The sequence below is a fragment of the Bacillus sp. GW823-FHT06A11 genome, from assembly GCF_058795355.1.
The window spans coordinates 33098-49081 of the sequence record NZ_JBXAHS010000007.1 but is presented as its reverse complement, the minus strand read 5'-3'; the positions used below and the strand labels follow the sequence as shown (position 1 = coordinate 49081).

The 15984-nt window shown below is 36.8% G+C and carries 14 protein-coding genes and 1 riboswitch; of the genes, 4 read left to right on the top strand and 10 right to left on the bottom strand.

Annotation, left to right across the window (positions count from 1 at the left end):
* Positions 1 to 118 precede the first annotated feature (118 nt).
* Positions 119 to 220: riboswitch (purine riboswitch) on the top strand.
* A 196-nt stretch (positions 221 to 416) separates the two neighbouring features.
* Positions 417 to 1613, top strand: a complete 1197-nt coding sequence (locus tag AC1Q8L_RS25075) for a NupC/NupG family nucleoside CNT transporter (RefSeq protein ID WP_001200494.1) — start codon at positions 417 to 419, stop codon at positions 1611 to 1613.
* Positions 1614 to 1659: 46 nt separating this feature from the next.
* Here AC1Q8L_RS25075 and AC1Q8L_RS25070 read toward each other — a convergent pair whose 3' ends face one another.
* A complete protein-coding gene (locus AC1Q8L_RS25070) occupies positions 1660 to 2367 on the bottom strand; it encodes a hypothetical protein (protein WP_000875602.1) in 708 nt (235 codons plus the stop codon).
* Positions 2368 to 2583: 216 nt separating this feature from the next.
* On the opposite strand from AC1Q8L_RS25070, the gene AC1Q8L_RS25065 reads away from it, so the two are divergent.
* The 3 genes from AC1Q8L_RS25065 to AC1Q8L_RS25055 all read left to right on the top strand — a co-directional run bounded on the left by AC1Q8L_RS25065 (position 2584) and on the right by AC1Q8L_RS25055 (position 5333).
* On the top strand, positions 2584 to 2757 hold the full coding sequence (locus AC1Q8L_RS25065) for a hypothetical protein (RefSeq protein WP_000643593.1): 174 nt from the start codon (positions 2584 to 2586) through the stop codon (positions 2755 to 2757).
* 147 nt (positions 2758 to 2904) lie between these two features.
* On the top strand, positions 2905 to 3987 hold the full coding sequence (locus AC1Q8L_RS25060; RefSeq protein ID WP_001233714.1) for a polysaccharide deacetylase family protein: 1083 nt from the start codon (positions 2905 to 2907) through the stop codon (positions 3985 to 3987).
* Positions 3988 to 4103: 116 nt separating this feature from the next.
* The gene (locus tag AC1Q8L_RS25055; protein WP_000007372.1) at positions 4104 to 5333 is read left to right on the top strand and encodes an aminopeptidase; all 1230 of its coding nucleotides are present in this window, start codon (positions 4104 to 4106) and stop codon (positions 5331 to 5333) included.
* A gap of 162 nt (positions 5334 to 5495) precedes the next feature.
* Here the strand turns inward: AC1Q8L_RS25055 and AC1Q8L_RS25050 are convergent, their stop codons facing one another.
* The 9 genes from AC1Q8L_RS25050 to gatC form a co-directional block, all read right to left on the bottom strand.
* A complete protein-coding gene (locus AC1Q8L_RS25050; protein ID WP_000263262.1) occupies positions 5496 to 5819 on the bottom strand; it encodes a DMT family transporter in 324 nt (107 codons plus the stop codon).
* 47 nt (positions 5820 to 5866) lie between these two features.
* A complete protein-coding gene (gene gabD / locus AC1Q8L_RS25045; RefSeq protein WP_000358131.1) occupies positions 5867 to 7318 on the bottom strand; it encodes an NADP-dependent succinate-semialdehyde dehydrogenase in 1452 nt (483 codons plus the stop codon).
* Positions 7311 to 8678, bottom strand: coding sequence for a sigma-54 interaction domain-containing protein (locus tag AC1Q8L_RS25040; RefSeq protein WP_098311782.1), 1368 nt, complete (start codon positions 8676 to 8678; stop codon positions 7311 to 7313). The genes gabD and AC1Q8L_RS25040 overlap by 8 nt, the downstream gene beginning before the upstream one ends.
* 115 nt (positions 8679 to 8793) lie before the next feature.
* On the bottom strand, positions 8794 to 10158 hold the full coding sequence (gene gabT, locus AC1Q8L_RS25035) for a 4-aminobutyrate--2-oxoglutarate transaminase (protein ID WP_001092999.1): 1365 nt from the start codon (positions 10156 to 10158) through the stop codon (positions 8794 to 8796).
* A 154-nt stretch (positions 10159 to 10312) separates the two neighbouring features.
* On the bottom strand, positions 10313 to 11056 hold the full coding sequence (locus tag AC1Q8L_RS25030; protein ID WP_000416664.1) for an HAD family hydrolase: 744 nt from the start codon (positions 11054 to 11056) through the stop codon (positions 10313 to 10315).
* A gap of 140 nt (positions 11057 to 11196) precedes the next feature.
* Positions 11197 to 12102 carry a diacylglycerol kinase gene (locus tag AC1Q8L_RS25025; RefSeq protein WP_000977679.1) on the bottom strand — a complete coding sequence of 302 codons (906 nt, stop codon included), beginning with the start codon at positions 12100 to 12102 and terminating at the stop codon, positions 11197 to 11199.
* A gap of 558 nt (positions 12103 to 12660) precedes the next feature.
* Positions 12661 to 14088: an Asp-tRNA(Asn)/Glu-tRNA(Gln) amidotransferase subunit GatB gene (gene gatB / locus AC1Q8L_RS25020; protein WP_001047683.1), complete on the bottom strand. Its 1428-nt coding sequence runs from the start codon at positions 14086 to 14088 to the stop codon at positions 12661 to 12663.
* 14 nt (positions 14089 to 14102) lie between these two features.
* On the bottom strand, positions 14103 to 15560 hold the full coding sequence (gatA, locus tag AC1Q8L_RS25015) for an Asp-tRNA(Asn)/Glu-tRNA(Gln) amidotransferase subunit GatA (protein WP_000051455.1): 1458 nt from the start codon (positions 15558 to 15560) through the stop codon (positions 14103 to 14105).
* A 15-nt stretch (positions 15561 to 15575) separates the two neighbouring features.
* A complete protein-coding gene (gene gatC, locus AC1Q8L_RS25010) occupies positions 15576 to 15866 on the bottom strand; it encodes an Asp-tRNA(Asn)/Glu-tRNA(Gln) amidotransferase subunit GatC (protein ID WP_000086999.1) in 291 nt (96 codons plus the stop codon).
* Positions 15867 to 15984: the final 118 nt, after the last annotated feature.

Genomic DNA, 15984 nt, shown 5'->3' with positions numbered 1-15984 from the left:
CCGACCTCTCTTTTTCATAACACTGCGTTACATTTTATCATACTTATATGGTCTTTTTCTATTGGAAGAAAAAAAGCTATTGACGATACTTCTCTGTTAATGTTACGCTACTACTAATTTAATACGGACGATGTTACCTCATATATACTTGATAATATGGATCGAGAGTTTCTACCCGGCAACCTTAAATTGCTGGACTATGGGGAAAACTAATGAATATTAGCCTATGCGCAAAAAAGGACTCATATTGATTAGCTTTCTCTCATAGATGAAAGTGAATCCATATGGGTCTTTTTTTATTTTTCTAAAAGGTCAGACATCTTACGTATGACATAAAACCTCGTTCTTTTATTTTTAGTAATATAACGAGCGTTTTATGTACAAACTTTATACGAACTTCTGAAAGGGGCAACTACATGCAATATGTAATGAGCATTATCGGTATTCTTGCCGTGTTAGGTTTATGTTTTGCTTTGTCAAACAACAAAAGTAAAATCAACTTCCGTGCAATTGCAATTATGATTGGTTTCCAAATTTTAATCGGTTGGTTTATGTTTGCTACAAAGGTTGGTCAACAAATCATTATTTTCATTAGTAAAGTTTTCAACAAACTAATTAAACTTGGTACGACAGGTGTCGATTTTCTCTTTAATGGAATTCACAGAGATTTTGTCTTTTTCTTAAACGTATTATTAATTATCGTATTTTTCTCAGCACTACTTTCAATCTTTAGTTATTTAGGTGTTTTACCATTCATCGTTCGTGTTGTCGGCGGTGCAATTTCAAAAATTACTGGTTTGCCACGCGTTGAGTCATTCCATGCAGTAAACTCTGTATTCTTCGGTTCAAGTGAAGCGTTAATCGTTATTAAAAACGATTTACAGCATTTCAATAAAAACCGTATGTTTATCATTTGTTGTTCTGCGATGAGCTCCGTTTCTGCTTCTGTTACAGCATCATACGTAATGATGTTAGATGCAAAATACGTGCTAGCAGCTCTTCCGCTAAATTTATTCTCAAGCTTAATCGTTTGTTCGTTATTAACACCAGTTGATACGAAAAAAGAAGATGAAGTGATTCAGAAATTTGATAGAACTCTATTCGGAGACAGCTTTATCGGCGCAATGATTAACGGTGCGCTTGATGGTTTAAAAGTCGCTGGTATCGTTGCCGCATTAATGATCGCCTTTATCGGTGTGATGGAAGTTGTAAACTACGTAATTAGTGCAGCTTCAGGCGCAATGGGACATGCTGTTACTTTACAACAAATCTTCGGTTACGTACTTTCTCCATTCGCATTCTTAATGGGTATTCCAACTCAAGATATTATCCCAGCTGGTGGTATTATGGGTACGAAGATTGTTTTAAATGAGTTTGTAGCAATCCTTGATTTAAAAGACACAGCTACAACATTAGCTCCACGTACAGTTGGAATCGTTACAGTATTCTTAATTAGCTTCGCAAGTATTAGCCAAATTGGTGCAATCGTTGGTACAATCCGTGCCCTTTCTGAAAAACAAGGAAGCGTTGTTTCTAAATTTGGTTGGAAAATGCTATTTGCATCAACACTTGCTTCTATTTTATCTGCGACAATCGCTGGATTGTTTATTTAATAAAAAATCACCTTACTTTAACGAGTAAGGTGATTTTTTTGATTCTTTATGAAATCGAACGGAATTCGACTACTTCCTCGTTACTAATAAGTTTTCCTTCGTGTATGCCTTTTACTGAAATAACCATAACAGATTTATCTTCTCCTTCAAGCTTTCCTAAAGAGAATAAATAGATTAAATTTCCTTTTTGTAACATCCATTGTTTTCCATTCATTCGACCTAATATTCTTTTTTCTGAAGATGGCTTTATTTCTCCAACATACTGACATTCTCCAAAAGAAGTTTTTATTATATTCTTCTCTGTATCAATTACTAGATGCTGGAATAGTTCTAGGTTTCTACTTGAAACAATTTCAATTTCATGGTTACTTTTTTGCTTAAATTGAAGTTTTCCATCACTTGTATTAGATAAACTACTATTCTCAACGGCGTTTCTAAAAAAGTGATATTCTTCTTCTGTAATACCAAAGTTAGGATGATACGGCTTCACCTGTTTATCTATATGCCCTGATATGTAGTTTACGTACCACTCTTTATCATTCTTCACATGATCACTCATCTTTTTAGTAATAACCTCTACTTTTTTACGTGTATCACGATCCATCTCTAGTGTCATGATATCCGCCGTCACTTCCGCATTCATAAGATGCGATGGAATATACTCTTCCACACTATTCGCTTTACTCACTTCACTTTGGCAACCAACTATAAATAGTGATATGAAAAAGATATATATTATTTTTTTATATTTCATTTCTATTCTCCACTCCATACATTATTCTTACTTAGTTTTATAGCGGTTTTTATTATAGTATAAAATCTTTATATTTTAATAAAATCCATATCTGTATGCAAAATTGCATATTAATAAGTCTTCTTCTTACTTTAAAATTAGCTTAAATCACTTTCCAAATTATACAAATAACAAGTTTAAAATGTTATAATTTTCAAAAAACCATTGGAGGATATTATGAAAGCCCACGCAATTTTCGATTTCTTACATTTACTAGTCTTAACGCTGAAAAGCTATTATGTATGGGGAATGCCTATCTATGTCTTCGTTATTCCTCTTATCTTTGTAGTCGGTTATATTATTATTAATTCTCATAAGAAACAAAAAAATACATCTATTCAAAGTCACTAATCTATTACCTTAATAGCCTCCTAAAAATCATATTCCCCTCATTTTCTTCAAATGATATGATGAACAAGGGTATATCCCCACCACTCTTATAGCGGTGGGGATTTTAATGTCAATATGCAACATACTACACAATAGAAGGTGATTTTCATGAGAAAATACGCAGCAATTGCTTTATGTACGTCTGCCATTCTAGCAGGCTGTAATACTAACAATGTAAGTCCAGAACCTAAAAAAGAGAAAACGGCTCAAGGGATTAAGAAACAAGAAGAGACTGTGCAAAAACAAGGTAAAATCTCATATAATGCAGTTACACACGAATCTACAAACACAAGTATTCATATTACAGACATAAAAGATTCTTTAAATGAAGTACAATATAAAATTTGGCGCACAGCTGATGGCAAGGAAAGTGCTAAATCTTTTTCTTCTAAAGAAAAAGAGAAACAATTCACACTTCCTTTTGATATAAAGGAATTTGAAGGAAAACGCGGTGAGTTCCAAATTGAAGCAACAGGAATGAAAGAAGCTGGGAAAACAATCCCGCTTACGAAATCTACTATTACTTTCGAACAAAAGGTTCCTGTTCTTATGTATCACGCAATTGATGATTATCATGGTCAAGGTATTAAAGACTTATTCGTATCACCAGCTAACTTTGAAGCACAAATGAAACATTTAAAGGACAATGGTTATACGCTGTTAACGTTTGAACGCTGGGGCGATATAAATAAAGTAAATAAGCCGATTTTCGTTACATTTGATGACGGTATGAAAAATAATATGAATGCATTTCGCGTTTTACAAAAGCTAAAAGATGATACTTTTAAACCGGCAGCAACAGAATATATGATTGTTGATAACGTTGATGTAGAAGGAGCATTGTCTACTTCTGAAATAAAAGAAATGGTTGATTCCGGCATTTTCTCGGTGCAATCTCATACTGCAACACATGCAGACTTGCCGAAAATTACAAACTATGAGGAAGAGTTAAAAGGTTCAAAAGAAAAGCTAGAAAAAATAACAGGTAAGCCTGTTATCGCGATTGCTTATCCATTCGGTCATGTAGATGATAAGGTTGTTGCAGAAACGAAGAAGTATTATCAATTTGCGACGACGACAAAGCCTGGGCAATTCATTACGAAGGGTGAACCTGATGAATTGTTAAAGATGAAGCGCGTTCGTATACACCATACAACGACTGTAGAGCAGTTTGCTTCTTCAATTAAGTAAATGTAAGAGCTCAATACATTTTGAGCTCTCTTTTTACTTTATATTTATATATATTTTTAGAATTTTCTTGTATTATATATAGTAAGAAATCTTTCAAATTAAAGGAGATTATACATATGTCATTTGAACAAACGTTAGAGAAATATGCTGCTCTTGCAGTTAATGTTGGTGTTAATATTCAACCTGGGCAAACTTTATCAATTAGTGCACCTCTTGAAGCTGTACAATTTGTACGCCTCGTTACAGAGAAAGCATATAAATCTGGTGCAAAACACGTATATGTGGATTGGAATGATGAGACGTTAACACGCTTAAAGTTCGATCTAGCTCCTGAAGAAGCTTTCTCTGAATTCCCTTCTTGGAAAGCACATGCTCGTGAAGAATTAGCAAAAGAAGGCGCTGCATTTATGTCTATCTATGCAGAAAACCCTGATTTATTAAAAGGTGTAGAAGCAACACGTATCGCAACAGCTCATAAAGTAGCTGGAGAAGCGATGAAAGTATACCGTGATTACGTACAAGCCGATAAAGTAAGCTGGTGTGTAATTTCTGTTCCTACGAAAGAATGGGCTGCGAAAGTATTCCCTGACGTAGCGCCAGAAGAACAAGAAGCAAAGTTATGGGATGCTATTTTCAAAGCTACTCGCGCTGATTTAGAAAATCCTGTAGAAGCATGGAAAGAACATGATGAAACATTACATACAAAAGTGGATTACTTAAACGAAAAGCATTATAAAGCTCTTCACTATACAGGTCCTGGAACAGATTTAACAATCGAACTTCCAGAAAAACATGTATGGGCTGGTGCTGGTAGCTTAAATGAAAAGAACGTACCATTTATGGCTAATATTCCAACTGAAGAAGTATTTACAATGCCACTTAAAACAGGTGTAAACGGCCAAGTTTCTAGTACAAAACCGTTAGTATTTGCAGGTAATATTATCGATAATTTCACGTTAACATTTGAAAATGGACGTATCGTAGACTATAAAGCTGAAGCTGGTGAAGAAGCTTTAAAACATTTAGTAGAAACAGATGAAGGTTCTCACTTCTTAGGAGAAGTAGCATTAGTACCTCATGACTCACCAATTTCAAACACAAATGTTTTATTCTACAATACACTATTTGACGAAAATGCATCTTGCCACCTTGCAATCGGAAATGCTTATGCATTTAACTTAGTTGGCGGAAAAACAATGTCTAAAGAAGAACTTGCTGAAAACGGCGCAAACGCTAGTATTACACACAACGACTTCATGATTGGATCCGCTGAGCTTGATATCGATGGTATTACAGCTGATGGCAGACATGAGCCTATCTTCCGTAAAGGTAACTGGGCGTTTTAATAAAGTGAAACTTTAATCAGCCCTCACCAATTGGGCTTTTACGGGCAGCCCGATCCCCCACCTAACTTCTTTGCTTTCGCTGAATTTTGAGGTAGAGGTCTTACTGCCCGGAAAATAGCGGGATAAAAGTAAAGGCTATCTTCCACACAGGAAGATAGCCTTTTATGATGCCGATGAAACCTTAAGCCCAATGACACCCAAAACAATAAAGAGAATACAAAATGCTTGGAATAAGCTAATATGCTCTTTAAAAAAGTAAACACTAATGATTGTAATAAGTAACGTTCCAACGCCAGACCAAATGGCATAAGCAATGCTTAAATGAATCTTTTTAACGACGATAGCAAACACGCTGAAACAAATTCCATAAAATACGAAAATAAGTACACTTGGAACGAGCTTTGTTAAACCATTTGATAGTTTCATTGCGATTGTTCCAGCTACTTCAAAAATAATTGTAACAAGTAATAATAGCCAATATACCATACTAGAATCTCCTTCTCTGTTACCTTATAGAGATTCTAGTATACTACTTATAGTCCTAATGAAATATATTTAATTTCTAAATATTCCTCGATGCCGAAATGGCCTCCTTCACGGCCGATACCACTTTCTTTAAATCCACCGAATGGTGCTTGTGCAACTGATGGAAGACCATCGTTTAGACCAATAATACCGTACTCTAGCGCTTCACTAATTTGGAATGCTTGGCTAATGTCTTTCGTGAAAATATACGCAGCTAAACCGTATGGTGTATTATTTGCACGTTCAATTACTTCATCAACTGTTTTAAATTTCGCAACTGGTGCCACTGGCCCAAATGTTTCTTCATTCATACAAAGCATCGTATCATTTGCCAACCCAATTACAGTCGGTTGAATGAAATGTCCCTCTAACTCTGCGACCTTTTGACCACCATATAAAACTGTTCCACCTTTTTGAATAGCATCTTCAATATGTTCTTGTACTTTTGAAACTGCATTCTCATCAATAAGTGGCCCGACAGTCGTTCCGTCACCGAAACCGTCTCCTACTTTCAACTGCCCTACTGACTTTTGGAACTTCTCTACAAATACTTCGTATACTTCTTCTTGAACGAATACTCGGTTTGTACATATACACGTTTGTCCTGCATTACGGAATTTCGAACCAATCACCGCTTCTACTGCTTTATCTAAATCTGCATCATTCATTACGATAAACGGAGCGTGTCCCCCTAACTCAAGCGAAACTTTTTTCATCGTTTGCGCCGCACTAGCCATTAACTCTTTCCCGATTTCCGTTGACCCTGTAAAGGACACTTTTCGAACGCGACCATCTTCCATCCATGTATCAGCAATTGCTTTTGCACTACCTGTTACGATATTGATTACGCCCTTTGGAATATCTGCTTCATGGGCTAATTCAGCTAATTTCAATGCAGTTAATGGCGTTTGACTTGCCGGTTTCACAACGGCTGTACAGCCTGCTGCAAGGGCTGGGGCTACCTTTCTCGTAATCATAGCAGCTGGGAAGTTCCAAGGTGTAATAGCTGCCATAACGCCAACTGGTTGCTTCATAACTAAAATGCGCTTATTCGGATGAGCAGCAGGAATCATTTCACCATATACGCGTTTCCCCTCTTCTGCATACCATTCAACAAAACTGTTTGCATAATTTACTTCACCAATCGCTTCTGCAAACGGCTTCCCTTGTTCCTTCGTCATAATCGCTGCGATCTCTTCTTTATTCTCATCAATAAGCGTAAACCACTTTTTTAACTTCGTGGCACGATCTGCTGCCGTTAACTTAGACCACGTTTTAAAAGCTTCATGTGCAGCATCAACAGCTTGCTTTGCCTCTGTTACTCCGCCTTTTGGTACAGTTGCAAATATTTCCTTCGTCGCAGGATTATTTACTTCAATTTGTTCTTGTAGTGTAATCCACTCACCATTTATATACATCGCCTTTTTATCTATACTTACGAAAGTCGCCTTTTTATCCAATATTTTCTTCCTCCTCTATGAACTTCTTAATTTTCCTAGTAGCAGCAGATTGACTAATTTGCAAAAACTCAGCCACTTTATAACTTGATCCATACGTTTTATACGCTTTAAGAATAATATTTCTCTCTACCTCTTCCAGCATTTTATAAAGACTTCGCCCTGATTGTTCAACTGCAGCCTCTTGCATAGAGAGTGGCAAATCCTCTACCGTTACAACATCATCGACAGTAATAACAATTCTCTCAATTACATTCTCTATTTCTCTATTGTTTCCTTCCCACGGATATCCGACAAACATTTGTAACGTACTCGGCGCTAGTTTCACATCACGTCCGTACTTTTTATTAAAGTGCTGCAAGTAATGATAAATAAGCGGCAAAATATCTTCTGTTCTCTCCCTAAGCGGGGGAATTGCAATTGGAATAACATTCAAACGATAGTATAAATCTTTCCGAAATGTTCCTTGTTTCACCATCTTGCTTAAATCTCTATTTGTTGCCGCCACAATTCGAACATCCACTTTTTTTAATTCTCTTCCGCCTATAGGACGAAATGTTTTTTCTTGCAATACTTGCAAAAGCTTCGCTTGAATTTCAATCGGCATTTCACCGATTTCATCTAAAAAAAGAGTTCCTTTATGCGCGGATTCTAATAGTCCCTTTTTCCCTTCACGATTCGCACCTGTAAAAGATCCACCTGAATATCCAAAGAGCTCCGATTCAATTAAATTAGTTGGCAATGCCGCACAATTAATTTCATAGAAACTTTCATGCTTACGGTGACTCACTTCATGTAAATGGCGTACTAATCGACTTTTTCCTACTCCAGTCTCGCCTAAAACGAGAACAGTACTATCCACTACAGATACTTTTTTGATTGTATCGACTATTTTTTGCATAGCTAGACTTTTAAAAATAAGTCCTTCATGCTCATATGTTTCTCTTAATTCTTTTTTATATGTTTTTAGCTGATTATCCATTTCCTCTACCTTTTGACGTAATTGATAGAGTTCAGTAAGGTCGCGAGAATAACTAATCACTCTTCTTAAATTTCCCTCATCATCAAAAACAGGCCTTGTACGAACGTGTAAATACTCTCCTGATTTTGTAGTTTGAACGAGTTCAATTGGCCTCTTTTTTTCAATCACTTCTAATGTCGCTGATGGATAAAAGATTCCATTCTTTTGTAGTTCTTTTACATGCTTACCAACTAACTCTTCTGCAGCTAGTTGGTAGTGCCTTTCACATGTACTATTTACACGCACAACGATCCCTTGCTCATCTGTAACAAAAATTTCGTCAAACGCATATTCAAATACATCTTTTAAATCCATTAACACTCGTTCCTTTTCTGCAACCATCCTAGCCACCCCTAACTTCAAATCCATCGATCCACTTCACTACCTTTATTATAAAGTGAATTTTCTGCATTTAATATAGAGTCAGCTAGAATGTTTGCTATTTATACTTCAGTTTTTACACGCGAGCGATGTTTGTTTGCTCATAGCAAGCTTGCAACGATTCTTCAATTATTGTTAATCCTTCTTCAAGTTGCTCATCTGTAATAATTAAAGGCATTAACACACGGATAACATTTCCATACGTTCCTGCTGATAATAAAAGTAACCCACGCTTATTTGCTTCTGCACATAGATTAGCCGTTAACGTTTTGTCAGGTGCTTTCGTCTTACGATCTTGAACGACCTCAAATGCACACATTGCGCCTAACCCACGCACATCACCGATGCAATGATATTTATTTTTCATCTCTTCGAATCGGTTCATTACGACTTTTCCTAATTCTATCGCTCTATCATTTAATTTCTCATTTTCTATTACATCGAGAACAGCTAATGCAGCTGCACATCCTAATGGACTTCCTGCATACGTTCCACCAAGTTCACCTGGTGCAGACTCATTCATAATTTCTTTACGTCCAATGACACCACTTATCGGTACACCAGCACCTAATGATTTAGACACCGTAATTAAATCTGGAACGACATCATAGTGATCAATTGCAAAATATTTTCCTGTACGACTAAAGCCTGTTTGTATTTCATCCGCTACAAATAAGATGCCGTTCTCTGAACAAATGCGGCGTACTTCTTGAACAAATTTCTTACTTGGGACGATAAATCCACCTTCCCCTTGAACAGGTTCCATTACAACAGCTGCGATTGTTTCTGGTGCTACTTCCGATATGAAGAAGTTCTTAAACTCTTCAATAATAAAATCATCATACTGCTCTTCCGTTAATCCCTCTGGGCGACGGTATTCGTATGGAAATGGCGCTTTATATACTTCTGGAGCAAAGGGACCAAACCCAAATTTATATGGCTTCACTTTACTTGTCATCGTCATTGTCATTAATGTACGCCCGTGGAAACCTTTAGAAAATGCGATAATACCAGATCTCTTCGTATATTTACGAGCAATTTTCACCGCGTTCTCAACTGCTTCTGCACCACTATTTAAAAATAGGACTTGCTTATCGAAACTTCCTGGTGCCAATGCCGCAAGCTTTTCTGCTAATTCAATATATGGCTCATACATCATGACATTAAATCCAGTATGAATGTATTGATCGACTTGTTTATGGAGCGCTTCTTTAACCGTTGGATGACAATGCCCTACGTTAATTGTCCCGATTGCTCCTGCAAAATCAATGTACTGATTGCCATCAACATCTGTTACAAGAGCACCATTTGCAGATTTTACAAACGTTGGGATGCCGTTACTTACTCCTTTTGGTACTATATTTTGACGGCGTTCTAATAAAGATGCCGCTTTCGGTCCTGGAATTTGTTCATTTACTTTAGCAAATTTTTTTGTGTTCATTGCGTACCCCATCCTTTTCTTTACATTGTTTTCTCTTCTTATTGCAAAATATATGCCAACTTTCTTTTCTAGCATTTATCCTATATTCTTTGTATCCAGGTATAAAAAATAAGTCTACAAAGACTCATTAAGAGTCTTTATAGACTTATTTTCCTTACACATTAGACTTTTCTTTCTCCCAGAAAAACTCACCCGATTGAGAAATAAACTCTCCAACAGAATCTAACACTAAATCAGCAAGTGGTTCTAATGTTGGACGGTCTCCCGTACCAGATAGCACCCCAATTGCATAGCAATCGCCATTTTTAGCTAAATGTAAATCAGTTGGCGTATCTCCAACAACCGCAACCTCACATGATTCTAAATTAAATTTCTCACAAAACACTTCTATAATCTTTTTATCTGGTTTTTGCGCAGGGAATGTATCCGAGGCTATAATATAATCAAAAAAGTTCTCCAACTTATATTGTTTTAAAAATAATTCTGTTGGTGCGAAATCATCCGCCGTGACTACCCCTAATATAAATCCTTTATCTTTTAATGCCTGTAACACTTTCGGTAAATCCGCTGTCATTTTCATATGCGAACGATGCTCATACATAAGGGAAAATAACTTCTCACTTACCCACTGATGCATCTCTTCTTCTCTAGCAGACTCAATATAATTACAAAGCCCCTTCGCTACATCAAGGCTTGTTCCAGCAGCTATTGCACTCCTCGGATTAACAAATGCTCCCTCTACACCAATCTCTTCTAATAAGGTCTGCCCTATTGTACTTGGTAAATGGTATAAACTTATACATTCAGCTACAAGCTCTTCAGCTACTTTTATCCATATTGAATGAAAATCCATTAATGTCCCATCTTTATCAAATAATATCGCCTTTACCTTCTCCATAGCACCCTACCTCTCATTTCTTATCTCTTCCAGTGTATCAATAAAGTATGGATGTAAAATAAAAGAATTGTAAAAATACCATAAAAATCAAACTAACTCCCAATTTACAATTCATTTTAACAAAGTAAAAAAGGATGCCTTTACAGGGCATCCTCTTGATGTTCAGGAACAAATAGTTCTAAACAATGATATATATTTTCGAATTCCATCGGTGCATCTCCACCATACTCACCATCTAAATTAATCATTAATTTATCTGGTGAATGTACTTTAATTCGGTTCGCTTGTGTATATAACACTTTTGGATTATTAATATGTTCACCACGTTGTGCTTGTGTTGCTGCTTTAATTAAATCAGCGATAGAACCTTTTTTCAGTACTAATAGGTCAAATAACCCATCGTTAATAGATGCATACGGTGCTACCTTTTCAAATCCACCTACTGAACGAGTATTCGTAATTAAAAACATCGTAATTTCTTCTTGTAGTAACTTTCCATCATACTCAATTTCAACATATGTCGGATGCAATGATGGTAACATCTCGATACCTTTTAGGTAATAAGCAAGTTGTCCTAATACTGTCTTTAACTTACTCGGTACTTCGTATGTTAATTCTGTAATACGACCGCCACCAGCGATGTTAATAAAATATGTATCGTTCGCTCTACCAAGGTCTAATGGCACTGTTTTTCCTTCGCAAATAATATCTGCTGCCTCTTCAATAGAACGAGGTACACCAATCGCACGTGCAAAGTCATTTGTCGTTCCAACTGGAATAATTCCAAATTTCGGACGGAATTCATGCCCAACTAAACCGTTTACTACTTCATTTAACGTACCGTCGCCACCAGCCGCAATAACAACATCAAACTTACGATCCGCAGCTTGCCTCGCCGCCACAGTAGCGTCTCCAGGACCCGTTGTCGCATGACAAGATGTCTCATAGCCAGCTTGTTCTAATTTTTGTAATACTTCTGGTAAGCTCTTCTTAAATAGCTCACGCCCAGAAGTAGGATTATAAATAATTCTTGCTCGCTTCATCATTTATTAGCACAGGAAATTTCTTTATGTATCGAAAAAGAACATACTGAACTTCTATTCAGTATTCCCATGCCTACCTCCTCTCATCTTGCTATCCTTCTTTTATCCCGCTCAAACAGGCAGTAAGAACCCGATTCGTGTAGTCCATCAAAAGTAAATATTCATTTCAATGGTTTTTTTATTTGACCAAAAAATTTATCCCGCTATTTGCGGGCAGTAAATGCCCGATTGGTGAGGGCTAATAATCAGTGTTGGATGAACCTCCTACTGATTAAAGTTTCACTTTATTTCTATCCATTCTTCCATAAAAATTTACATATAACGAATAATAACTATCTATTATTTCATGAGATGAAAAAAACCTCTATGTTTAGATTTATCATTATTCCCACCTTTTTGCAACTATCATACCATAGTTGCTATACAAACATTTTTCCACTTTTGACAGTTAATCAAACGTTTGTTTAAACGATTTTGTCTCATTTAAACAAACGTTTGATTAACCTAGAAAAACACCCATGTACGGGTGTTTTTCTGCTTAATCTTTAAAAGTCACTACTATTATCGCTTATTAATCTCTTCAAGTAAGATTTTGTTAACAAGCGGTGGATTTGCTTGTCCTTTTGTAGCTTTCATAATTTGACCAACTAAGAAGCCAATTGCACGGTCTTTACCGTTTTTAAAGTCTTCGATAGATTGCTCATTATTATCAAGAATTTCTGTTACAACTTTACGAAGTGTACCCTCGTCAGAAATTTGAACAAGACCTTTCGCTTTAACGATTTCTTCTGGGTCTCCACCTTTTTCAATTAATTCATTAAATACTTTCTTCGCGATTTTAGAAGAAATTGTACCTTTTTCAATTAATTGAACCATTTTAGATAAACCAGCAGGCGTTAATGCAACGTCTTTTAATTCTTTTTGTTGTTTGTTTAAGTATGCAAGTACTTCACCCATTAACCAGTTCGATGTTAATTTCGCATCAGCACCGTCTGCAACAGTTGCTTCAAAGAAATCAGACATTTCTTTCGTTAATGTTAATACGTGTGCATCATAAGCTGGTAAGCCAATTTCTGCAACGTAGCGAGCTTTACGCGCATCTGGAAGTTCTGGAATAGAGGCACGAACTGCTTCTTTCCACTCATCGTCGATGTAAAGTTCAACTAAGTCTGGCTCCGGGAAATAACGGTAATCGTCAGATCCTTCTTTCACACGCATTAAGATTGTTTTCTTCGTTGCTTCATCATAACGACGTGTTTCTTGTTGGATGATACCACCAGATAACAGTTCTTTTTCTTGGCGCACTTGCTCATGCTCAAGACCTTTTTGTACGTAAGTGAATGAGTTTAAGTTTTTCAGTTCCGCTTTTGTACCGAACTTCTCTTGTCCAACTGGACGAAGAGAAATGTTCGCATCACAACGCAGAGAACCTTCTTCCATCTTACAATCAGATACACCAGTGTATTGAATGATTGATTTTAACTTCTCTAAGTATGCATATGCTTCTTCTGGCGTACGCATATCTGGCTCCGATACGATCTCGATTAAAGGCATACCTTGACGGTTGTAGTCTACTAATGAACCATCAGCTGTATGCGTTGATTTACCAGCATCTTCTTCTAAATGAAGACGTGTAATACCGATACGTTTCTTTTTACCGTCTACTTCGATTTCAATCCAACCATTTTCACCAATTGGCTTATCAAATTGAGAGATTTGGTAAGCTTTCGGGTTATCTGGATAGAAATAGTTTTTACGGTCAAACTTCGTTTCCGTTGCGATTTCACAGTTTAATGCCATTGCAGCTTTCATTGCAAAGTTAACTGCTTCTTTATTTAAAGTAGGAAGTACCCCTGGGTATCCTAAGTCAATTACACTTGTTTGTGTATTTGGCTCCGCTCCGAATTCTGTTGGACTCGCAGAGAAAATTTTCGAATTTGTTTTTAACTCAACGTGAACCTCTAAACCAATAATTGTTTCTAAATTCATCTATGCTCGCCTCCTTACAGACTTGCTTTTTTTGTATGATAGTCCGTTGCTTGCTCAAACGCATGTGCAACGCGGTAAATTGTCGCTTCATCGAAGTGTTTACCAATGATTTGTAGACCAAGTGGCATGTTGTTAGCACCGAATCCACATGGAACTGAAATCGCTGGAACACCCGCTAAGTTTACTGGGATTGTTAAAATGTCATTTGCATACATCGTCATTGGATCGTCAACTTTTTCTCCCACTTTAAATGCCGGAGTTGGTGTTGTTGGTCCAATAATAACATCATAGTTAGCAAATACATTTTCAAAATCGTTCTTAATTAATGTACGTACTTGTTGTGCTTTTTTGTAATATGCATCATAGTAACCAGAGCTAAGAGCAAATGTACCAAGCATAATACGACGTTTAACTTCATCACCGAAACCTTCACTACGTGTGTTTTTGTAAAGATCTAATAAGTTATTTACATTATCAGAACGAACACCGTAACGCACGCCATCAAAGCGTGAAAGGTTAGCAGATGCTTCAGAAGAAGATAGTAAGTAATACGTTGCTAGAGCGTATTTAGAGTGTGGAAGAGATACTTCCTCCCAAGTTGCGCCCATACCTTCTAATACTTTTAAAGCAGCTAGTACTGACTCACGAGCTTCTTCGCCAACACCTTCGCCTAAGTATTCTTTCGGTACAGCAATGCGTAAACCTTTAACATCGCCTGTTAAACCAGCTAAATAGTTTCCAACTTCAACGTTTGCAGAAGTTGCATCCATGCGGTCAATACCTGAAATAGCTTGTAATAAGTATGCATTGTCTTCTACTGTACGTGTAATCGGTCCGATTTGGTCAAGTGAAGATGCGAATGCTACTAATCCGTAACGAGATACGCGTCCGTAAGTTGGTTTTAAACCTACAACACCGCAATATGCAGCTGGCTGACGGATAGAACCACCCGTATCAGAACCTAGAGAGAATAGTACTTCTCCTGCTGCTACAGCTGCTGCAGAACCACCACTAGATCCGCCCGGAACGTAATCTAAGTTCCATGGGTTTTTCGTAGCGTAGAATCCTGAGTTTTCATTTGAAGAACCCATTGCAAACTCGTCCATGTTTAATTTACCGATTGTAATCGTGTCAGCAGCTTTTAGCTTTTGCACAACTGTCGCATCATAAATTGGATCGAAGTTTGCTAGCATTTTGCTCGCACAAGTTGTACGAAGGCCGTTAGTTACAATGTTATCTTTTACACCAATTGGCATACCGAATAATAAACCATTATCTTCAGCGCCGATTTTTGCATCTAATTCTTTCGCTTTTGCGCGTGCATTTTCTTCATCTAATGTAAGAAAAGCTTTTACGTTATCTTCAACATCCGCAATACGTTTGTAAGATTCTTCTACTAAATCCGTAACGGAAATTTCTTTGCTGTTTAACTTCTTATGTAACTCTGATACTGAATGATCAAATAATGACATCGAAATTCCCCTCCTCTATTCTAATACTGCTGGAACACGGATTTGATTATCTTTGTGATCCGGTGCATTTTTTAATACTTCTTCGACTGGTAAACCTTTTTCTGGTACATCTTCACGCATAACATTTTTCATCGTTAATACATGAGTTGTTGGTTTTACATCTGTTGTATCTAATTCATTTAACTGTTCTGCAAATGTAACAATTGCATCTAGTTGTTTTTGAAATTTTTCTGCTTCTTGATCAGTAATTGCAAGACGTGCTAAATGTGCTACGTGCTTTACATTCTCAACGGAAATTCTTGACACGGCTAGGCCACCTCCATAATATATCGTTCAATCTACAATACTATTGATGATACCAAATTTTCAGTACTTCAAGCAAGTCAACACAGAGTACTTACGCCATTTTTACATAAAAAAAGAA